General features: G+C 44.5%; 23 protein-coding genes. 19 read left to right on the top strand and 4 right to left on the bottom strand.

Translation table 11 applies throughout. The features are described from left to right. Positions 1 to 37 precede the first annotated feature (37 nt). Complete coding sequence (locus M0P91_RS13565) at positions 38 to 2092, top strand: diguanylate cyclase (RefSeq protein WP_295068497.1); 2055 nt, start codon at positions 38 to 40, stop codon at positions 2090 to 2092. Positions 2093 to 2099: 7 nt separating this feature from the next. Here M0P91_RS13565 and M0P91_RS13560 read toward each other — a convergent pair whose 3' ends face one another. From M0P91_RS13560 to M0P91_RS13550, 3 genes are read right to left on the bottom strand one after another with little or no spacing between them, the layout of a single operon-like run. Continuing rightward, complete coding sequence (locus M0P91_RS13560) at positions 2100 to 3005, bottom strand: hypothetical protein (RefSeq protein WP_295068494.1); 906 nt, start codon at positions 3003 to 3005, stop codon at positions 2100 to 2102. Next, a complete protein-coding gene (locus tag M0P91_RS13555; RefSeq protein WP_295068590.1) occupies positions 2999 to 3682 on the bottom strand; it encodes a tetratricopeptide repeat protein in 684 nt (227 codons plus the stop codon). Before M0P91_RS13555 ends, M0P91_RS13560 begins: the two co-directional genes overlap by 7 nt. 41 nt (positions 3683 to 3723) lie before the next feature. Continuing rightward, positions 3724 to 3921, bottom strand: coding sequence for a hypothetical protein (locus M0P91_RS13550; RefSeq protein ID WP_295068492.1), 198 nt, complete (start codon positions 3919 to 3921; stop codon positions 3724 to 3726). 256 nt (positions 3922 to 4177) lie between these two features. Here M0P91_RS13550 and mnmG point away from each other — a divergent pair, with 256 nt between their 5' ends. The 11 genes from mnmG (at position 4178) to M0P91_RS13495 (ending at position 14655) form a co-directional block, all read left to right on the top strand. After that, positions 4178 to 6052, top strand: coding sequence for a tRNA uridine-5-carboxymethylaminomethyl(34) synthesis enzyme MnmG (mnmG, locus tag M0P91_RS13545; RefSeq protein ID WP_295068490.1), 1875 nt, complete (start codon positions 4178 to 4180; stop codon positions 6050 to 6052). After that, complete coding sequence (locus tag M0P91_RS13540; protein WP_295068488.1) at positions 6052 to 6921, top strand: hypothetical protein; 870 nt, start codon at positions 6052 to 6054, stop codon at positions 6919 to 6921. Before mnmG ends, M0P91_RS13540 begins: the two co-directional genes overlap by 1 nt. A gap of 60 nt (positions 6922 to 6981) precedes the next feature. Beyond that, entirely contained in the window at positions 6982 to 7482 is a 501-nt protein-coding gene (locus tag M0P91_RS13535; RefSeq protein WP_295068587.1) for a Rieske 2Fe-2S domain-containing protein, read from the top strand. Positions 7483 to 7492: 10 nt separating this feature from the next. Then, positions 7493 to 8743, top strand: a complete 1251-nt coding sequence (locus tag M0P91_RS13530; protein ID WP_295068485.1) for a cytochrome bc complex cytochrome b subunit — start codon at positions 7493 to 7495, stop codon at positions 8741 to 8743. Further along, complete coding sequence (locus M0P91_RS13525) at positions 8743 to 9621, top strand: c-type cytochrome (protein ID WP_295068482.1); 879 nt, start codon at positions 8743 to 8745, stop codon at positions 9619 to 9621. The genes M0P91_RS13530 and M0P91_RS13525 overlap by 1 nt, the downstream gene beginning before the upstream one ends. A 36-nt stretch (positions 9622 to 9657) precedes the next feature. Then, positions 9658 to 10044 (top strand): hypothetical protein, encoded by a 387-nt coding sequence (locus tag M0P91_RS13520; protein WP_295068479.1) that lies wholly within the window; start codon positions 9658 to 9660, stop codon positions 10042 to 10044. A gap of 154 nt (positions 10045 to 10198) precedes the next feature. Beyond that, positions 10199 to 11164: a GTP 3',8-cyclase MoaA gene (moaA, locus tag M0P91_RS13515; RefSeq protein ID WP_295068477.1), complete on the top strand. Its 966-nt coding sequence runs from the start codon at positions 10199 to 10201 to the stop codon at positions 11162 to 11164. A gap of 129 nt (positions 11165 to 11293) precedes the next feature. After that, positions 11294 to 12052: a 7-carboxy-7-deazaguanine synthase QueE gene (locus M0P91_RS13510; RefSeq protein WP_295068475.1), complete on the top strand. Its 759-nt coding sequence runs from the start codon at positions 11294 to 11296 to the stop codon at positions 12050 to 12052. A gap of 28 nt (positions 12053 to 12080) precedes the next feature. Next, positions 12081 to 13502: a pentapeptide repeat-containing protein gene (locus M0P91_RS13505; RefSeq protein WP_295068472.1), complete on the top strand. Its 1422-nt coding sequence runs from the start codon at positions 12081 to 12083 to the stop codon at positions 13500 to 13502. After that, positions 13499 to 14071, top strand: a complete 573-nt coding sequence (locus M0P91_RS13500) for an ORF6N domain-containing protein (RefSeq protein ID WP_295068469.1) — start codon at positions 13499 to 13501, stop codon at positions 14069 to 14071. Before M0P91_RS13505 ends, M0P91_RS13500 begins: the two co-directional genes overlap by 4 nt. A gap of 2 nt (positions 14072 to 14073) precedes the next feature. Continuing rightward, positions 14074 to 14655: a 6-carboxytetrahydropterin synthase gene (locus M0P91_RS13495; RefSeq protein ID WP_295068466.1), complete on the top strand. Its 582-nt coding sequence runs from the start codon at positions 14074 to 14076 to the stop codon at positions 14653 to 14655. Here M0P91_RS13495 and glp read toward each other — a convergent pair. Continuing rightward, on the bottom strand, positions 14652 to 15869 hold the full coding sequence (gene glp / locus M0P91_RS13490; RefSeq protein ID WP_295068463.1) for a gephyrin-like molybdotransferase Glp: 1218 nt from the start codon (positions 15867 to 15869) through the stop codon (positions 14652 to 14654). The two genes, M0P91_RS13495 and glp, sit on opposite strands and share 4 nt — an antisense overlap. 100 nt (positions 15870 to 15969) lie before the next feature. Between glp and M0P91_RS13485 the strand changes: the two genes are divergently transcribed. The 7 genes from M0P91_RS13485 (at position 15970) to M0P91_RS13455 (ending at position 21808) form a co-directional block, all read left to right on the top strand. Further along, positions 15970 to 16380 (top strand): hypothetical protein, encoded by a 411-nt coding sequence (locus M0P91_RS13485; RefSeq protein WP_295068459.1) that lies wholly within the window; start codon positions 15970 to 15972, stop codon positions 16378 to 16380. After that, positions 16377 to 17048 carry an RsmE family RNA methyltransferase gene (locus M0P91_RS13480; protein ID WP_295068456.1) on the top strand — a complete coding sequence of 224 codons (672 nt, stop codon included), beginning with the start codon at positions 16377 to 16379 and terminating at the stop codon, positions 17046 to 17048. The genes M0P91_RS13485 and M0P91_RS13480 overlap by 4 nt, the downstream gene beginning before the upstream one ends. A 40-nt stretch (positions 17049 to 17088) precedes the next feature. Continuing rightward, entirely contained in the window at positions 17089 to 19023 is a 1935-nt protein-coding gene (locus M0P91_RS13475; protein WP_295068453.1) for a methyl-accepting chemotaxis protein, read from the top strand. A gap of 133 nt (positions 19024 to 19156) precedes the next feature. Beyond that, positions 19157 to 19357, top strand: coding sequence for a 50S ribosomal protein L31 (rpmE, locus tag M0P91_RS13470; RefSeq protein WP_295068450.1), 201 nt, complete (start codon positions 19157 to 19159; stop codon positions 19355 to 19357). An 89-nt stretch (positions 19358 to 19446) separates the two neighbouring features. Beyond that, positions 19447 to 20256 (top strand): 16S rRNA (cytidine(1402)-2'-O)-methyltransferase, encoded by an 810-nt coding sequence (rsmI, locus tag M0P91_RS13465; RefSeq protein WP_295068448.1) that lies wholly within the window; start codon positions 19447 to 19449, stop codon positions 20254 to 20256. 14 nt (positions 20257 to 20270) lie between these two features. Further along, positions 20271 to 20948: a 23S rRNA (guanosine(2251)-2'-O)-methyltransferase RlmB gene (gene rlmB, locus M0P91_RS13460; RefSeq protein ID WP_295068445.1), complete on the top strand. Its 678-nt coding sequence runs from the start codon at positions 20271 to 20273 to the stop codon at positions 20946 to 20948. Then, the gene (locus M0P91_RS13455) at positions 20945 to 21808 is read left to right on the top strand and encodes a hypothetical protein (protein ID WP_295068442.1); all 864 of its coding nucleotides are present in this window, start codon (positions 20945 to 20947) and stop codon (positions 21806 to 21808) included. Before rlmB ends, M0P91_RS13455 begins: the two co-directional genes overlap by 4 nt. Positions 21809 to 21810 lie beyond the last annotated feature (2 nt).

Raw genomic sequence — 21810 nt, 5'->3', positions numbered from 1 at the left:
ACTATTGATTTTTTTTAAATGAAGATGGAAACTAATTATGAAATTTGGTTTACGTGCTCGAAGTACGGTTGTCGGTGTCTTTGTTTTCCTGATCATGAGTGTGATCACTTTTTTCGTCATACGCTATTTTTCGATCGGTATCGCACATGACCTGGGGAGCGAGTATGCCCGAGAAAACGCAATGCGCTATGCGGAAAAAATCAAAGGGACCCTTGAATTTGATTTAACGCTGACCCAAAAACTCTCCTCCAATGCTGCCATTACGTTATGGGCCGAACATGAGCACGATCCAGTGTTCCGGCAAAAGGTTTTTTCTCTTTTAAACGATTATATGGAGGTCAGCAGAGCCGGGAGCTGGTTTATTGCTTTTGAGAAAAGCGGCCATTATTATTTCAACGATGCAAACGGGAGTTATAGCGGATCGGAATACATTAAAACCTTATCTCCTAAAAAGTATAACGACCAATGGTTTTTTCATACCTTGCAGTCTCCGGATCCCTATAATCTTAATATTGATTATGACGAAGTCTTGGGACTGACCAAATTGTGGCTCAATATGCCGATTATAACGAATGGCAAACGGATCGGCGTTTTAGGGGTCGGATTTGATTATACCCGCTTTATCGACGAGTACATAGCGGAAGATAAAAAAGGGTTTACGACGATGATCCTCAATACCCAGGGGGCTATCGTCGCCCATAAAGAGAAACGTTATGTCAATTACCATTCCGAAGTGATGGATTCCACGCAATGGATTACATTGGCCTCTTTGGCGGACAAAGGGCATAACGAAGGTGAATTGCACAAATACCTAATGGATCTAAGCCGGCAAAAAGTCCCTACGACAAGTTTTGATCTCTATCTTGACGGGCACCATTATATCGCCTCGGCAACCTATCTTCCGGAGTTAAAGTGGATTAACCTCTCTATGGTCGATTTGAATAATGTATTCGGTCCCAAAGAGATAGGGATTATCATTCTGATTTACGTGATGCTGACGTTGGTTTCCTGGATGAGTCTCTATTGGATTATCCAGCGTTATCTGGTGAAACCGATTCAGGCGATTTCGGAGATGACCAACAAAATTGCCAAGGGGGAGTATAACACGCGTGTCGATTGCAATTTGAAAAGAGGCGATGAGATCGGTCAGCTCTGCTTGGATATCAATGAGATGGCGGTCCAGATCTCTGAATCGGCAAAGCATGTTGAGAAAGAGTATCGGTGGCTGGCTGAAAATACGTCGGATGTTATCTGGGTGATGGAATTGGACGGAAGTTTTACCTATATAAGCCCCTCAGTCGAGAAATTGCGAGGGTATACTTCCGAGGAGGTGATTCGCCAAAAGGTGAATGAAGCCATTTGCCCGGGATCCAAAGAGGCGGTACAAACCGCAATGGCCAAAGCGTTTGCTGAGGTTGCTTCGGGAAAAGAACCTTCTATTATGACGATTGTCCTTGAACAGCCCCATAAAAACGGTTCGACCGTATGGACGGAAGCCAGTGCCCGTCTTATTTTGGATGATCAGGGAAAACCGGCCCGATTTATCGGATCGACACGGGATGTTTCGGAGCGGATCAAGGCGGAAACGGAGATCCGCACATTGGCCTTTTACGATCCGTTGACCGGATTGCCCAACCGAAGGTTGCTTTTGGACCGTTTGGAACAGGCGATAGTAACGGTCAAACGCAATAATACCTTTATGGGATTGATTTATCTGGATCTGAACCATTTTAAACCGCTAAATGATACGTATGGGCATGAAGCGGGAGATGCGTTGCTGGTTGAAGTGGGATGCCGTATCCGGGCGTCTATCCGGGCGACCGATACGGCGGCCCGTTTCGGAGGAGACGAATTTATTGTTCTGGTGAGTGATTTGGGAAGCGATAAAGAGAGCGGAATCGAATATACCGCGTTTATCGTTCAAAAAATTCAAGAAGAGTTGGCTCTCCCCTATATGCTCAAAGGGGCACACTACACCCTCTCGGCAAGTGTAGGGATCCATGTCTTCGGGAAAGAGGCGTTGGACGCCAACACGGTTATCAGCATCGCCGACCGGCTGATGTACCGGGACAAAGAAGCGCAACGGCGATAGAGACACATCAGAGGGAAGCGTAAGCGCTTTCGATGCTCTCGTAGACTCCTGCGTTCCATCCGAGAAAGGCGGCATTAAGACGGATTAGCTTTTTAAGATTTTCATCCGGATTCAGAAGAAGCATTTTCATCGTTTCCAACGTCATCTCCTCTTTGGTCTGGATCGGCACAATACCGAAATCTTCCGGATCCAGGGAATGGGTTGAGACTTCACCGTTCTCAACGATCTTATATTTGGTTTTTTTGAGAATTTCAGGGGTCCCTTCATGTCCTTGAACGATAACCAGACGTTTATAGTGGTTGCCGTAGAGGGAAGCATAGAGATCAAAATAGGGGGCGTGATGCATTCCTATCAGGGCTATGGGAGCCAGAAAGTTGAGTTTTTCCAGAGTATTAAATGCCGTCCGGATACCGATCTCATTGCGCATCTGCGTTAAACGGGTAAGTTCGGGGAAAAACTCCTGCCGATTATGAAGGGTCAAATTGGGGAGTTCAAGAGAAAACTGATCGAGAGCAATTCCGTATTTCGGACCCAACGGAAGATCATACGCCGCGTGAACATGCAAAGCATTGAGCTCTCCTGCCGCTTTGAGCATAAGGGGGGGAAATTTGGCTTTTCCGTCCATCGGATAGCCGATTTCTATCCCTTCGTGAGTGTGCGTTGCAAGGCGTTTGGAGAGATAATCGATACATCCGCCGAGCTCTTCGTCACCCTCTCCCTGAACTCTCCACCCGAGTAAAAAAGCGCTGATGAGGGTATCGGGAATCCGCCGTTCGAGTATCAGTTCGAAGGCATCGCCGGCCTCTTCCCTGCTCAACGGGCGATTTCCTTTCGGGCCTGTCCCAACGGCACGAATGTATCCCAAAAACCGGATATGTTCCGGGGTGAACGATCCATTGGTCCGCTTTACCATACGATTTTTCCCTCTTCCTGTAGATTTTGGATAATGGCTTTGGCCCGTTCATGACCGTTATAGGCCGCTTTTCGGCACCATTGCAGTGCCGTATCGTGATCTGTGTCGCACCCTAATCCCTGATCGTACATCAAACCCAGATTATACTGCCCTTCGGGGAGATTCATTGCGGCAGCACGGGAAAAACAGATAAAGGCTCGGGGATAATCCTGACGTACGCCGTGCCCCTCTTTGTAGAGGACCCCCAGATTGTTAAATCCGTTTGCATTTCCCCGTTTTGCCGCCTCTTCATACCAAAATGCCGCTTCCGAGAAGTTTTGGATACACCCCAAGCCCCTTTCCAAACCCAGACCGGCTTCGAATTGTGCCTGCGGAAACTCCAATACGGCAGCTTCCAGCATCAACGCATGCGATTTAAACTGGTCGTGGGGGACGACGACGCCATCGGCAACCATGAGTGCCAGATTGTACAAGGCGGTGGGTTCGTTCATCTGTGCCGCCCGGGTGTAGAACGCAAACGCCCGTTCCAGACTCAGATCGACCCCAAGCCCTTTTTGGTACATATAACCTAATGATGAAATTGCGGTAGGATTGTTTTGATCCGCGAGAAGCGTGAAGAGGGAGAGGGCCGAGGGGTAGTCCCCCCGGTTAAAAGCATCAAACGCATTTTGAAGCATTGTCAATAGTCTCTTTTTCGTGAATTATAACGTAGCGGACTTTAGCGGCGAACTTTACGATCTCCCCGATTTTTTTCTTTAAGCTTCGTAATAACATCCTTCAGCCGCTCTTTTTCCTCTAAATGCTGATCCCGGATGAGGTATTCATCCCCTCCGTCGATTTCGGGGTCATACTCTTGCGGAGCAGGATTGTAGTTTTTGAGAAGTTCTTCCAAGGTTTTGGTGTTTTCTGTATTCATCGGTACGTACTCGTCATCAAAAGATTTTCTTAATTGTAAGCTATTTTTGCTTTGTCTTTTTATAGCTTTCAACTAGGGAGGCTATAATTGCGTTACTAATTGATGTTACGCACCCAAACGAGCAAAGCCCGTTTAGGTGGCAAGGAGATATTTGTCCTTTGCAATCCCCTAAAGCTTTCCGCATACATGCGGAAGATTTTATTTTTGTATCAAGTGTGTATAGTCAGTTACTAAAATAATTTAAAAAGTAGTAATAATGAATTATGACGTTATCGTAGTCGGCGGCGGACATGCCGGCATTGAAGCCGCACTTGCCTGTGCACGAATGGGACATAATACGTTGATGGTCTCTATTTTGGCTGAACAGGTCGGAGCGACCAGTTGTAATCCGGCAGTCGGCGGTTTGGCAAAAGGGCATCTGGTGCGTGAGCTTGATGCTCTGGGCGGAGAGATGGGATTGTTGACGGATGAGGCAGGAATTCAATTCCGGATCCTCAATATTACCAAAGGGCCCGCCGTTCGCGGGAGCCGTGCCCAGATCGATATGGACCGTTACCGCGTCCTTGCCCGAAACAAAATCCTGACAACCCCGAATATGTCTCTGATCCAAGAGACGGTGACCTCCCTTATTCTCGAAGAGGGGGCGGTGAAGGGGGTGCGTACCCATTTATTGAACGAATACCGCGCCGAACGGGTGATTATTACCACCGGGACATTTTTGAACGGTGTCGTCCATATCGGTGAAATCACCCAAGAATCGGGGCGTTTCGGAGAATTTGCCGCCAAAGGGCTAACGGATTCGCTCCGTGCGGCGGGGCTCAGTGTGGGACGGCTCAAAACGGGGACCTGTCCCCGCGTCGACAGCTCATCGATCGATTTTTCACTCATGGAGGTTCAGGGGGGGGATGAATTGCCCAATCCGTTCAGCTTTCGCACCGATCGGAACCGTTTTGCACGTGAAAAAGAGCAGCTCCCCTGTTATATTGCCTATACAAATGAAGAGACCCACAGCCTGATTGAGGGGAATTTCCATCGTGCCCCTCTGTTTACCGGGCAGATCGAAGGGGTAGGGCCGCGTTATTGCCCGAGTATTGAAGACAAAATCAACCGTTTTCGGGACAAAGAGCGCCATCACCTTTTTATCGAACCGCAGACGCGCGAAAATACGGAGTGTTATATTAACGGGATGTCCACGTCGTTGCCGCCGGATGTTCAGCGTTCGATGATCCATTCGGTGCACGGAATGGAGAATGCGAAAATCGTCCGTTACGGCTATGCGATTGAATACGATTATGTTGATCCGACCGAGCTCAAGCATACGCTGGAGACCAAAAAAGTGAAACATCTGTATCTCGCCGGACAGATCAACGGAACGACGGGATACGAAGAGGCGGCTGCCCAGGGGATGATGGCGGGGATCAATGCCGCGTTATCGTTACAGGGAAAAGAGCCCCTCGTTTTGCGTCGTGATGAGGCCTATATCGGTGTATTAATCGATGATTTGGTGACCAAAGGGACGAAAGAGCCGTATCGTATGTTTACGTCACGCGCCGAGTATCGATTGCTGTTGCGTGAAGAGACGGCCGATTTACGCTTAGGGCGCTACGGTCATGCTTTGGGATTGATTGATGATGTTCAGATGGAACGGATTGAGACGAAACGGACTCAAATTTCTGAGGGGTTAAAGCTTCTCGAAGAGACGATTTATACCCCGAACAAAGAGTTCTTGGCCTTTTTAGCCTCTATCGACGAAGAACATATCACCGACAAGCTCACGGCGACACAGCTTGTTTCGCGTAAGAGTTTTGAGTTGGATAAATTGGGTAAACTGTTACCGAGTTTCGCAGAGCTTGATCCTTATATCCAAGAACAAATTTTGATCGAAGCCAAATATGCCCGCTACGTCGAAAAACAAAGTGAAGATATTGAACGGATGTCTCATATGCTCCATATTGCTATCCCTGAAAATTTTGATTTCAAATCGGTTTCGGGGCTCTCCAATGAGATTGTCGATAAGCTCTATAAATTTAATCCGCCGACGCTGCAGGCAGCGTCACAGATCAGCGGGATCACCCCCGCCGCCCTCGATATTCTCCAAATCTACATCAAAATGGCGGGGAAAGGCAAATAATGCGTTATTTCTATTATGTTCACACCGGCCATCGGATCGGATTGGATCGTTTTCATAGAGCGGTAGCGATTGTAAACGAGCTTCAAAAAGAGATCGATATAACCTTATTGTGTTCCGATTTCCGGATTGCGGCGCAGGCCCGTGATTACGGTATCAAACGTGCCGTCGGAATTGATCTGGTCCGTAATATTCCCCAGATCGCACAGCACGGCGATACAATGATTTTTGATTCCGCAGAACTCAATCCGATAATGTTGGAAGATATGACTCAGTTCTTTTCTACGTTTATTCGTATCAGTGATGATCCTGCCGACACGAAACATCCGAATGAATTTTTAATCTCCCCGTATCTGGAAGGGGAAGGGATTTGTAAAGCAACGGTTATTGCCGAACGCTACTTTGAACCGCTTCCCAAAACGATTCCGATGGCGCTGTTTTTCGGCGACGATGATTACGAAAAAGATTTAGAAGCAAATCAGGCGATGTTCGCCCCGTTTAAGATGGATTTATTGATGGGATTTTACCATTTCTTAGGTTATGAAAATAGTTTAAAAGAGAGTTTTTCGGCCATACATGAGTCTGAAGAGTACGATGATGTGATCCGTCGAACCGACGTATTGATCAGTGCCTCTCCTCAGGCAATTCTTCAAAATTTTGTTGGAGGGGGACGTCCGATTTATTTTCAACGTCCCGATTATCCGAGAGATTTCGTCAATTTTTTTGAATTTATGGGGATTTTGGTCCTAGACGGATACGAGAAAGAGAAGCTCCGAGATATAATTATGCTTAATTCATCACATAATAATCACACGATACATCAATCTGATCAAAAGGGTGTTAAATTCATTCGGAAGTGTCTTGATTTATAGAAAGTTAAACCTTTTTCACTTATGATGTAGCGTTACATTTTTAAATTAAGTGAGATGACAATGATGGATGAAAGCAGAAGAGGGTTTATCGGTAAAGCCTTTGGTGCCGTCGCCGCTGTAGGGGGGATCGCCTCGCTCATCGCGATGAAGAAGACATGGGATCCGCTTCCGAGCGTCATGTCGGCCGGCTTTACGACGGTGGATGTGTCAGGATTGGAAGCCAATAAGCTAGAAGTTGTCGTTTGGCGCGGCAAACCGGTATTTATTCTCAAATATACCGAAGATATGAAGCCGACCGATGGTCGCAGTGTTAAAGTCGGCGATCATTATTTCTCGGTCATGATCGGTCTTTGTACCCATTTGGGATGTATTCCGGGATATGAAAAGGATACAAAAATATTCAAATGCGCTTGCCACGGCGGTGAGTACAGTGCTGATGGAAAACAGACGTTTGGACCACCACCGCGTCCACTCGACATTCCTCCGTTTAAAATTGACGGCGTAACACTTGTATTGGGCGAAGAAGGGCCGGAATACAAAGCTATGACGGCGAAAGCGTAAGGGGTATAGAATGGCAGAATTCAAAAAAGCTAACTCGATGGGTGAGTGGTTCGACCAACGTTTAGGTGTTGTCAACTTTTCAAAAGTGATGATGACCGAGTACTGGATTCCAAAAGAGATTAATTTTCTTTGGGCGATGGGGATGATCCTTGCGGTCATGTTTAAATTGTTGTTAATCTCCGGAATTTTCTTGTTGATGTATTACAAACCCGATGTCAATATGGCGTTTGACAGTGTCAACTATACGATTATGCAAGACGTGGCTTACGGATGGCTCTTCCGACATATCCATGCGGTCGGTGCTTCGGTTATTTTCTTGATTATTTACATCCACATGTTTACCGGTATCTATTACGGTTCTTATAAAAAAGGGCGTGAGATGATCTGGATTTCCGGGATGCTCCTGTTCATGCTTTTTTCTGCGGAAGGGTTTAGCGGTTATATGCTTCCATGGGGGCAAATGTCGTATTGGGCAGCGTACGTTATTACGGAAATTTTCGGCGGTATTCCGGTAATCGGCGGTGATTTGGTCGTATGGATTCGCGGGAATTTCTATGTAGCCGATGCAACATTGACCCGATTTTTCATGCTTCACGTATTGTTGATTCCGTTAGCGATTCTGGGTGCTATTGCATTTCACTTTTATGCACTCCGTTTCCCACACGTTAATAATGAATCGGGTGAGTTCTTTGATTACGAAGAAGAGGCTGAGAAATTCAAAGCCGGTGATAAAAAAGGGGCTAAAGTTATCCCATTCTGGCCGGTATTTTTGTCAAAAGACGTTTTTGTTTTAGGGGTCTTTTTGATTTTCTTCTTTTATTTGGTCTTTTTCCATTACGGATTTGCAATGGATCCGATCAATTTTGATAAAGCGGACGGTCTGAAAACTCCGGCACACATTTATCCTGAGTGGTATTTCTTGTGGAGTTACGAAGTATTGCGCGGATGGTTCTTTGAAATCGCGGGTGTTTCCGGCAAAGACCTTGGATTGATGGCTTTCGGATTTGCGAATGCGATTTTCCTTGTCATGCCGTGGTTGGATCGTTCACCGATGGTGAAACCGGCGAATCAACGTCCTTACTTTAAATACTGGTTCTGGTTGATGATTGCCGATTTGATGGTATTGACCGAATTCGGTAAACTGCCTCCGACCGGTCCGAACGCATGGGTAGGTTTCGGTGCATCACTGACTTTCTTGGTATTGTTCATTGCATTACCGTTTATTACTAAAGCAGAAGCAAAAAAAGTGGGAGGTAAATAATGAAAGAGTTTAAAATTTTAGCCGTCATTATTGCTCTTGTCGGCATCACGTACTACGGCATTGAGCCGTATGCACACAGTGTTATGCATCCGGAAGTGGCTGCGGCGGATTTTACGTTCAAGGATGTAAAAAATGTCGATACCTCCCTTGCCGGGAATGCTGAAAACGGTAAAGTGCTGGTAGAAGCGAACTGTATTGCATGTCATGCGATTGAATCGGCAAGCCACCCTCAAATGATGCCAAATGCAGATGCTGCTGCGGCATACGGGGTTACTCCGCCGGATTTAAGCCATGCTGGACGTATCTACGATAAGAACTATCTGGCGAATTTCATTTTCGATCCGGTAAGTGCAATGCACTTGCAACATAAATTTGGCCCGGATACCGGTAAAACTTTCCCGATGCCGTCGTACAACTGGATGACTCCGCAAGAGATTATGGATGTTGTTGCTTACTTGCAATCCATCGCTCCAAAAGTGGCTGAAGGAAAAGAGGGGCACAAAGTAACGTTTGAAGCGGCGTGCGGACGATGTCATAGTATGAAATATGCCGGTATCGAAGCGACTACACCGACGGAGAATTTGAAAACCTATATGGGTGCAACTCCTCCGGATTTGTCCCAACACATTAAAAGTCGCGGTGAGCACTATCTTCACAGCTTCATTAATGATCCGCAAGTGTTATTGCATGGAACAGCGATGCCTCGTGTCGGATTGACAGAGGAAGCGCAAGAAGAGGTCATTACGTATATGGAAGAGATCGGTGATTCGAAAAAAGCAGAGCGTGAAACAGTAGGATTGTGGGTAATGCTTTATTCGGTTGTATTTGCCCTTTTTGCTTTCCTCTGGAAGCGTAAAATTTGGGAGGAGGTGCACTAAGGTGCACCTTTGATTAGGAGAAACATAATGAAAATAATGAAACTATTGGCTCTTTCTGCTCTAATCGGTAGCGGTGCAATGGCAGATGATACATTGGCTGCAAATATGAGCCAAATGGAGAATGGCCTTAGCAATATCCAAAAAGGGTTTTTGTACAATACCCCTGCTTTGATTAAAAACGGCGTTGGTGAAATTCATAAAGCCAATGCCCTTTTTCATGATATGGATGCTACTAAAAAATATCTCCCGAAAGATAAGCAGCATATGAGCAATATCGCTTTTAACGCTTCAAAACGGATCGATTCTGCGTCGGCGGAACTCTTAAGCAATCTGGATAAAAAACAATTCTCGAAAGCGCATGCATCCTATTCTGAAATCATGAATGCATGTACCGCTTGCCACGCTGTAGTACGCGGCTGGTAACCACCTTATAAACGCCAGAGGGGCAAACCCCTTTGGCTACCCTCATTCGAGGCAGATTTTTCTTTCCTAACTCTTTTGATAAATAAAATTCCAAACATTTTTCTGGTAAACTCGCGTATTGCTCCTGAGTTAAGGGAGTTCTTCAAGGATAATTGTGTTAATAGATAGTTATGGTAGAACAGTTGATTATTTGCGGGTTTCGGTCACGGAACGGTGTAACTTTCGATGTCAGTACTGTATGCCTGAAAAGCCTTTTTCATGGGTCCCCAAAGAGAACCTTCTCAGTTTTGAAGAGCTGTTTGAATTTGTTAAAGTAGCGATTGACGAGGGGGTCAAAAAAATCCGAATCACCGGCGGAGAACCGTTGTTGCGCGAAGATCTGGACCGTTTTATGAAGATGATTCATGATTACAAACCCGATATCGATTTGGCTATGACAACCAATGCTTTTTTACTGAAAGGGGCCGCGCAAAAGCTCTATGATGCGGGATTACGCCGAATTAACGTTTCCATTGATTCGCTCAAACCAAAAATCGCCGAGAAAATTGCCAAAAAAGATGTATTAGGCCATGTATTGGACGGGATTGAAGAAGCTTTGAAAGTGGGATTTAAGGTCAAAGTCAACATGGTTCCGATGAAGTGGATCATTGACAATGAGATTCTGGACGTTTTAGAATATTGCAAAGCTCGAAAGATGCCGGTCCGCTTTATCGAGTATATGGAAAACGTTCATGCCGAAGTGGATATCAAAGGGATGCAGAGTCCGGAGTTATTGGATAGTATCGGAAGTCGCTATCCTTACAAAGATGAAGGATTTGACGGCCACTCACCGTCTCATTACTATAGGCTGGAAGAGGGATACGAGTTTGGGATAATAGAACCGCACAAGGACGATTTTTGTACGAAATGCAATCGTATCCGTCTGACGGCTGAGGGGAACCTGATCCCGTGCCTCTATTTTGATGAGGCGATGTCCATTCGGGATGCGGTGCGGCGCGGTGATATCAAAGAGGCCGCCCTTGTCCTCAAAGAGGTGATCCGGACGAAACCGGAAAAAAACCGATGGAGCGATCCCGACGGCGAGCTTTCCAAACGTGCTTTTTACGAAACAGGGGGGTGAGATGCTCTATTTAGTCGAACATTTCTATGACCATTATAATACGCCGTTTGAACCCGTCCAAACGTCTGCGCTAACACTGGGTTTTGCTCAGCGCAAGGCTCAAAAAGCTACGCTTTCGACGGAGAAAAAATGCTCTATTTAGTTGAACATTTTTACTCCGTTCAAGGGGAGGGGAAATACGTTGGAACTCCGTCGCTTTTTTTCCGATTCGGCGGGTGTAATCTGACGTGCGAAGGATTTGGATGCACTGAGATAACACCCGATGGCCGCGAAATTGTGGGGTGCGATACGGTTTACGCCGTAGACCGCCAGAGTTTCGGGGATCTTTGGCAAGAGGTGGAAGAGCTTCAAACCTTCATTTGGATCATGAACGGTTACCGTATTCCGCCGCACGTGGATGTTGTTTTGACCGGAGGTGAGCCTCTGATTTATGCCAATGAACCGGTTTTTGTCGAGTTTATTGATTATCTGATCGGCCAGGGACACCGGGTTACGTTTGAGACCAACGCAACGATTGCTCCGGATTTTAAACGCTACCCTTTCTATGCATCGGCAACGTACGCCCTTTCGGTAAAACTCTCTAACAGCGGCGAACCTCTGAACCGGCGAGTAAAACCCGAGGTGATAACGTCGATATTGGCCCATACACAGGGGAGTTTTTTTAAATTTAGCGTGGATGAACCTTCGTTAATAAGCGTATTGGAAGAGGAGATTGACACCATCGTTGCCGATCACCCCTATACCCCTGTTTACTGTATGCCATTAGGGGGTAACAAAGCTCATATTGAGGCGAATTGCGAAGCGGTCATCGAGTTTTGTAAACGGCGAGGTTTTATCTACTCCGACCGTCTTCATATCCGAATTTGGGATCAAAATCATGGGGTATAATATTGTAAATCATTGAGGAGCAAAAAGTATGGGAATATGGTACGATAAAAAAGCGTATGAACTGCTCAAAAAATGCTCTGATGCAAAAGACCTCACCGAATGGAATGAATATCGTAAAGCTACTAACTACTCTCCGATTAATCTACGTTTTGCAAATTTGAGTAATTTTTATCTACAAAAAGCAGAATTACAATATATTGATTTTCGAGGCTCAAATTTTAAAAATACTGATTTTAAATTAGCTGATGTAAATAAGGCTAATATTTCAATACAAATTTATAAAATATTGTATTTGATGGGTTTTATAATTGTTGGCATCAACATATATCTTTTTTTTTCTAATAATATTTTAGGCATTCAGTTACATAATGACGATAAACTTTTGATATTGATAAGTGTCTTGGGCGTATTTTCTGCATTATTTAGTATCATTTCTGGAGCTATTATTGTTTTTTCAATTGAAGGAATATGGGGAAGTTTGGTCGCTGGTACATTTCAAGGAATACTTTTTGGTGGAATAATTAGTATTTTTTCTAATTATATTGATTTCAATGTTTTTATTTTTTTACTATGTTTAATTGGAATTTTATTCGCATACAAATTCGATAGTGACATAATTTCAAAATGGGAAAACTTGCCAAAGGCACTTGCTTCTGCAAAAAATCCTGACAAAGTAATTGGATTTGATACAAAATATCTTGAAAAAATAAATAGTATTGTTAATGAGCTTCAGGAAGAATCTTCTGGATTAAGCAAAGCAATTGAAACAACGCAAGATGATTATAAAAAACAAAAATTACTGATTAAGCAAGAAAAATTAGAAGAGAAAATACAATTTTACTTAGAGCAAGAAAAGAGTGCACGACATCAAAAAACGCAAGTTGAAAATGTTATTTCAGAATTACAATCCCCTTATAAATATATTCATCAAACGATTGGCAAGATAGAGTGGCATAATCGGTTTTATTATGGTGGAATTGTAGTATTTATTGGAATTTTTATTTATGCTATTGCACACGGATATGTAGATCAAAAAATGGCGACGTTTTCCTCGCTTTTTACCAAAGAAACTTTACCGTCTTTCGGAACGATTTTTGGTGTTATCCTCTTTTTTGGTTCTCCCGTTTTGATCGGTATTTCATTGATTATCTATTTCATCGCTCAGATCAATAAAAATATCGACAAAATTACGGAATTACAAGAGCAAGAACGAAACATCAAACAAATTGCATCAGCGATCAAAGCAAAAGCTCAAGTCGGTATGAGCGATGAAGAATTTGTCAAAGAGACAAAAAATTTGATTCAAAAATACCAAGAGGGTATGATGGCAGGTATGTTTTCCAAAGAGAAAACAAGTGATAAAGAGGAAAAATCTTCTGCAGTGATATATAGAGAAAAATTGATCGCAAACGGTATGGCAAAATTATTAATGCAGACTCTCAAAAAATGAATACGTTAAATTTACCTATTGAACAAATACGAGAGAAAATTTACCGTATCCGTAATATTGAAGTAATGTTAGACTCTGATTTAGCAGAGTTGTATGGGGTAGAAACAAAATATATTAATCAAGCTGTTTCGCGGAATACGGAGCGATTTCCGAATGATTTTGTTTTTGAACTTTCTCAAGATGAGTGGGACAACTTGAAGTCACAAAATGTGACCTCAAGTTGGGGAGGTCGCAGAACGGTACCTAAGGTCTTTAGCGAGCAGGGTGTTTATATGCTGGCAACAGTACTAAAGAGTCAAAGAGCGGCTGATGTTACCATCGCAATCATGCGAACGTTTACAAAGATGCGTCATTATGCTATCGAATACAGCGATCTAGCAAAACAGATTCATGAATTAAAGCAAGAAGTAGTTGCTAACAAAGAGTGGACGAAAGAAAGGCTCTCTGCTGTTGCGGATGCTGTTATAATGATCGAAGACTCTATGGGATCGTTAGAAGAAACGGTAATGGACATTAAATCGGCAAGTGAAGTCGAAAAAATTGGATTTTTGAGAGGACAAAACGACTAGTCATGATAATAAGAAAATTATTTAAATTTGAAAATGCCCACATTGTCCGAGGATGTTCAACCCAGCGGTGCCGTGCTTCGATCCACGGACACTCCTACAAAGTTGAAATTCTTTTTGAATCCAAATATCTCGATCACGGTCAGATGGTTTACGATTTTGGCTTGATGAAACAAAACATGAAAGCGCTTATCGACAGTTTTGACCATGCAATCGCGTTGTGGGACCAAGACGATGCGGCGTACCTTTTAGCGATGAAAGAGAACTCCAACCGCTGGGTCCAGCTTCCTGTTTCCCCTTCGGCAGAGCAGTTCAGCCGGGTCATTTTTGTCATGATTGACCGCCTGCTCGGCTGTACCAAAACCGTCAACGGGGAAAAAGGGGTAAGGCTTCACAGCATTATCGTCCATGAGACCGATACGGGATACGCACAAGCTTTCGAGGAAGATGCCTATTCGGAGCAGATGGGGTCCATCCCTTTGGAATCGATACGTTTTAGCGATGAAGTGCGTGAAGGGTGGGGTGACCCCCGATTATGGGAGAAAATTCTTCTCGGCGAAACGTTTATGAATCCCGATGCCGTTTAGGGGGTGACGAGGGAGTGTTGTACCTCTGAGCTCATGCACCAGCGGGTCGGGATAATTTTTATCTCTGAACCTTCTTCAAATTTTTCCACAACCGAATCTACCATCATAAAAGCATTGGCCCGAGAGAGGGGGAGGACCATCCCCGGTCCGAAGACCGGACTCGGGGTGAAAGAGGCTCCGTCAAACCACCCCGGGATTAAGGAACGGCGCCCTTTTTTCATCTTAAACGGTTCGGAAATACGTGTAGTGATGGTAGAGAGGAATTTATCGCTGCGGCCGCTTAAGGAGAGGATGGCACTTTGCCCGAAAATCTCAAAACACAAAGCGGCAGCCAGAGGATTTCCGGGTAAATTGAGAATAAGGGTGTGATGGATGCGACCGAATGTGGTCGGTTTCCCGGGTTTGATATCGACGGATTCAAAAGAGCCTTCAAATCCGAGAGAGTTGAAAGCCTCTTTGGTGTAGTCGGCATCACCGACGCTTACCCCTCCGGAGGTGATAATAAGATCGGCATCCAGCGCATTGCGAATATGATTTTGAATTGACTCCAGAGTGTCCTCGGCGGTACCGGTGAAAATAACATCACATCCAAGTTCACGTGCCCGCGCGGCGAAAGTGGGGGTATTGGTATTGTAAAGCTGATTGGCCCCCAGAGATTCAAAATGCATTTTAAGCTCATTGCCGGATGAGAAAAGGGCAACTTTCGGTCGCCGATACACATTGATGTGGGTGATTCCCTGAGAAGCGAGGAGTGCGATATGATGGGCGTGAAGAGAGGTCCCCTCTTGCAAGAGTCTCATCCCACTTTGGATATCTTCACCTTTGAGACGGATATGTTGCGAAGGTTTGATGAGGGAAGGGAAGCTGACGTTGTCGTTTTGAACTCTCACCTCTTCGATAGGGACGATAGCCTCGCACCCTTCGGGAATTTTGGCTCCGGTCATAATCCGGATACATTGATTGTCGACAAGGCGTATATCATTCCCGTCACCGGCAAAAATAACATAAGACTGTGGCAGCGTTTTTCCGGCATCGCTGACACGAACGGCATAACCGTCCATCGCCGAATTGTCAAAAGAGGGGAGGGAGTAAGAGGCAATTACCTCTTGGGCCAAAACCCTTTCAATCGCATTCTCAATGGGGACAATCTCACTTCCGAGAGGCCGGGAAAGGGTGTATATCTGTGTCAATGCCTCTTCTACGCTGATTGCCATTTTTGTTCCTTCATCGTTTTGCCCGTCTAATGCAAAAAAGTTTAAATTTAGATATCCATTTGTCTCTTAATTATAGGCAAAATAAGGTAAAATCAACTTTATGGAAGCTATGTATACAATGGGATTAGAAATCCACTATGTCGGTGTTATTGTGTTGATGGGGATTGTGCTCTTTAATATCACGATGCTCTCTTTGAGTAAACACGTGGTCCGCTACGCTAAACGGATGCGTATCGTTATGCCGATTTCGGCATCATTAATTGCTTTAATCCTTTTTACTGGGATGATTATGATGGCGGCAAAGCATTTGCAATTTACAATGGCGAACAGTGCCATGATTGTTGTAGCCATTACGATGATTGTACTGGAAGCCAAGCGGTATAAGACCCTCAAAAGACGTACCGATATTACACGGGAGGGGGCATTTGACAGCTATAAGGAGAAAGCCTTTCGCTATTTGGGGATTGAAGCGGCGATGCTCCTTGTGATCAGTATATGGATGTTGGTATGAAGTTTATCCTGAGTCTTGATGCAGGCTCCAAGGAACTGAATGTATCGGGAGAAGAATATAAATATCTTATTAAAGTACGCCGCCATAGCGTCGGTGATTTGATCACCTTCCGTTCCCGTAAGCAATTGGATGAAGCATATCTTTACCGTCTCGAACGGACGGACGGAAGGGTTGCCTATTTTTCGCTTCAAAGCCGTTATGCTTCCCCTTGCGAATCGACAAGAAAGCTCCATATCGGTTGGTGTTTGATAGATCCTAAAACCATCGAAAAAACACTGCCGATGTTGAGTGAACTCGGGGTGAGCAAAATTACTTTTATCCATTGCCGCCGATCTCAGCGTAATTTTCGTCTTGATTTTGAACGGTTTGAGCGGATCATGGAGAGTTCGATCATGCAATGCGGGCGCACTTCGCTGATTGAGTTGGCCGAGGCACCGGCATTATCTACGTTTTTGAGTACCCATCCCGAGGCAGTAATTCTTAACTTCGGCGGAGAAAGCTGGGATTGCAATGAATCGGTAGAGACGGTTGTTATCGGCTGCGAGGGGGGATTTGACGCAAACGAGGAGAAGCTTTTCGTCCATCATCGTGTCAGACAATTTGCATCGGGAATGGTATTGCGATCGGAAACAGCAGCTGTCGCAGTAGCGAGTATGTTGGTATTGTGATAGAATTGTATATATTTTAATGCAGAGATGAGGAGTAATTATGACCTGGGACCCGAAAAAAAAGAAGCTTGCGACAATGTTTTCGACGATGTTCGCCGGAGCTTTTATCCTCATTTCCCTCGTATTTTACATCTATAACTATCAGTCTCAAAAAGAGTCTTTGCACCAAAATTTAAAATCCAAAGCCTCCTCTATTCTCGATTTCGCGGATGTTTTACTTGAATCACGCAATGAAAAATTTTACAGCGGGGAATCGCCTGAAATTCCTCAAATGATTCAAAATGAAGTGTTTGCAAAATTTACCAAAATTTCAGAGGGGAAGGTCTATTTCAAAGAGGCATCCGATCATCCGGTCGTTCCGACCAATCAGGCCAAACCGTATGAAAGCGAAGCGATTAGTGCATTTCAATCGGACCGGCAGCTTAAAGAGCTTGAGCGTTTCGTTCAGGATGAGGGAAAAGAGTATTACATGCTTGCCCGTCCGATTGTGAGTGAAGAACGGTGTATCCAATGCCACCCTACATGGGAAGCCGGTAATGTTATCGCGGTAGAAGACGTACGTGTGGATACGGTTGATTTTAATGCTGCTTTGTCGAAAAGCTTTTTGATTACTCTGATGACCGCTTTGATTAATATCGTCATCATATTGATTCTGACCCATTATCTGTTTAGCCGCTATGTTGCACGGCGTATTAACAAGGTATTGGAGGTGATTTTCCGAGTTGAACGGGGACATTTCGTGATCGATGATTTACTAAAAGGGGAACCGATCGTGCACGGAAGTACCCAAAACGAAATCGATCGCCTTTTTCGTCATCTGGACCAAATGGTCAATACCCTCAGACCGGTTATTGCCAATGTGGTGAATCAAAGTAAACAGATTGCGTTTGAAGCAAGCTATGGATACGTACGGATTGATCAAACAAACGATTTTGTTAAGCAGCAAAATATGGCATTGGAACATTCTCAGGGGCATATTGATAATGTCCTTCGTTTGAATGATATGGTGGGAAATAAATTGGAAGAACTTTTACAAAGTTCGCTGCAGTCGGTCAAGCAGATAGAAAACGGACAAAAAGTAGTCCATTCAAATGTAAAAGAGAGTACCGCCGCCGCTGCAGCGATGGACAGTACGGTTTTGGCGATTCAAGAGCTTCGAAAGTTTTCCAACGAAATATCCTCAACGATGGAGATCATTACCGATATTGCCGATGAGACCAATCTTATTTCCCTCAATGCTGCAATCGAAGCGGCCAGAGCCGGTGAACATGGTCGCGGATTTGCAGTTGTTGCGGACAAAATTCGCGAACTTGCCGAAATCTCTTTGAACAATGCGCAGACCATTGGCGGACATTTGGCAAAAATACACGAACAGATTGATTCGGTTACTAAAAATGCAGAGCGTTCAAAAGGGGTCATTAGCGAGTTGAATCGAAGTTCGGAAGCGCTGAATGAACGATTTGTGGAGATACGCGGAGGTATCGATATGGTTACCGATGTCCTTAACCATTTTAAAAACGATTTCCATGACGAAACTCTGGCGCTTCAAGATGCCAGTAGTGAGCTCTCATTCGTCAAACAATCGAGTAGTGTTTTGGTCGAAAATGCCGATCGCTCTAAAACGATTATGAGTGAACTGGTACATAGAGGCGGTGACTTAAAAACACTTGCCGATGGTTTTGAAGTCGTTCTTCAAAATAACCGTACAGCCCCTCGCACGATTATTACTCCACCATTGCACGGGACCGTAAAAACCTTGCAAGGTGAGTTGAATATCTATCTGTTTGATAACTCAGCCAGCGGGATCTCTTTTTATGCCACGAATGAATCTTCTCTCCGATTGAATAATGCAGAAAAAGGGAGAATCCTTCTGGATACCCATTTGAACGGAGAAAAAGAGATCGCTTTTGAGATAGTTTATATCAGTATAGAAGAGGTGAAAGGGGCCTTTTTCTACGGTGCGAAACGGCTGTAGAGAGCAGAACAGAATATAAATATTGTCAATTATTATTTTTTCCGCTATAATTCGCATCCAACTATCCGTCCCGGTACGGATGTAAAACTATACCGATTGACGTACATTGACGTCAATCACTAAGGCTAATCAAATGAAAAAAGATCTTCACCCTAATGTTGTAGAGTGCACTGCAAGCTGCGCATGTGGTAATACTTTTACCACCACAAGTATCAAAGAGGCAATCCGCGTTGATATCTGTAATGAGTGTCACCCGTTTTATACCGGTTCTGAGCGTCAAGTAGATACTGCCGGACGTATTGATAAATTCAAAAAACGTTACGCGCTTAACTAATCAGAATGCCAACGGAATATCTCCGTTTGGCTACGCCTGCCGCTAGGCACAAAAGCTAGCCTCTTCGAGGCAGAAATTAAGAAGAAACAATGCTGTCTCTTGTACCAACTCCCATCGGAAATATAGCCGATATCTCTCTTCGTGCCCTTGAAGTTTTTACCTCTGCTGAAGTGATGCTGTGTGAAGATACCCGCGTTACGAAAAAACTATTTCATTTTCTTAAAGAACGGTACAATTTAGTCCTCAATGACCCAAAGTTCATTAGTCTTCACTCCCATAACGAAGCTGACTTCGTAGCATCTTTAACCCCTGATTTTTTCAATGCCTCTGTGGTCTATGTAAGCGATGCGGGTATGCCCGGTATCAGTGATCCAGGACAATTATTGGTACGCTATTGTATTGACAACGCTTTGCCTTACGATATTCTTCCCGGAGCCAATGCACTGCTGAGTGCTTTTGTCGCGAGTGGATTTGTCCAGACGAAGATGCTTTTTTTAGGCTTTTTGCCGCATAAAGGGAATGACCGATCTTCGGCGCTGCAAGAGGCATTGTTTAACGGCTATACGACCGTCTTGTATGAGGCACCGACACGATTGGAAAAACTGCTGTGCGAGATCGCAGTTGCCGCACCGGAACGGGCAGTGTTTTTGGCTAAAGAGATAACCAAAAAATATCAACGTTTTTATCATGGTAAAGCCGGTGATCTTGTATCGCAGATGGAAAAAGAGATCCGTGGAGAGTGGGTTGTCGTTATTGAAGCGTCGCAAGGAAGAGCCACCTCTTTGAGTGAACAGGATATTCTTGCTCTCGATATACCGAAAAAAGCCGCTTCTAAATTAATTGCCAAAATTACCGGGGAAAACCCAAAAGAGTGCTATACGCGCCTTTTAAACTCATAAGGAAACACACAGACATGCTTATCTATGGAAAACAACCGGTTTATTATGCGTTGGAACATCACCGAGATCGTCTTAAGACTCTCTATCTGGCAAAAGAGATCGATAAAAAAGAGTATTCGATGTTGATGAAGATGGGATTTGAGGTGAAGCGTATTCCGGAGAATGCAGCGCAATCGATGGTCAAAGGGGGAAACCATCAGGGATACATTGCCGAAATCTCCGCACTTGTTCCGTATGCATCACCGTTTTTAAAACGGTGTGATTTTGTGGTGGTACTGAGCTCTATTACCGATGTGGGAAATATCGGTTCGTTAGTCCGAAGTGCTTATGCTCTCGGTGTAGAAGCCCTTGTCATTTGCGGCATTAAAGAGCCGAATATGGAGCCGATTATCCGTACCAGCAGCGGTGCGGCGTTGGATCTGCCGTTTGTCATTATTCACAATATCCATGATGTGATGCACGAACTCAAGCAATCGGGTTTTACCCTCTATGGTGCGATGGCGGAAGGGACGGATGTCCGTGAAATGAGCTTTGCACCGAAACGGGCTTTGATTTTGGGAAATGAGGGCGAGGGGCTGAGCGGGAGAGTTCAAAAAGGGCTTGATTACGGTGTATCGATCCCGATGTCCCATAATTTCAATTCATTGAATGTGGGGGTTGCCGGTGCTATTTTGATGGAGAGGATGCGATGAAACGGTATAAAACGTTTGAAGAGTTGCAATCATTGGGTGTTGAGAGCGTCCATGAGCAGACTCATATATCACGTGATAAAATTGAATTGATTCTCACCAAATCGTACGGTGAGATTAATAAAATTCAATTTATGGGATTTATCTCCATCCTTGAACGTGAATACGGACTGGACCTGAGTGAGATTAAGCAGGAGTTCAACAGCTATCAGCAGACAAACGGTATCCAGCAATCGAAGCAATCTATCATTTTACAACCTGCTGCCAATACACAACAAAAATGGGTCGTCGCCGGTTTGAGTCTAATCGTGGTGTTGCTTGCATTAGGGTATTCTCTTCAGACAAAGATGTCCAATTTTCCTCAAGAAGAGGTATTGCAGCTCAGTTCATCAGCGATTGAGGTTCTTGATGAGTTAAAAGAGGTGAATACGACGCAAGATCTCAATGTGACCCAAGAACTTAATACGACAGGTGAGACCAATGCAACGCAAGCGATTGACCTCACTAAGACGAAGAGAGTAAGTGACCAAAATGTAACGAATGTAACGCAGGAAGAAAAGCCTCAAATCGATCGTATGGTTAAAGAGGGGCTTGAAATTCGGCCTGTTTATAAAGTATGGTTCGGATTGATCGATTTGGACAGTGGAGAAAAGAGCCAACGAATAACCAAAGATCCGATTACGGTTGACCCGTCCAAAAATTGGTTAATTGTTTTGGGGCATGGACGGATTGAGATTGCCTCGCCGTCGGGAAGCGAGACGTTACGGGAGAGCGGAACCGTATGGTTTAGTGTTGAGAATGGGATACTAAAACGGATTTCCCAAGAGGCGTTTAAGGAACGTAACGGCGGGAAAAACTGGTAAGC

Origin of the sequence: Sulfuricurvum sp. (genome assembly GCF_023229695.1) — a bacterium.
GTDB lineage: Bacteria > Campylobacterota > Campylobacteria > Campylobacterales > Sulfurimonadaceae > Sulfuricurvum.
This window is presented reverse-complemented; position numbering and strand designations above follow the sequence as displayed.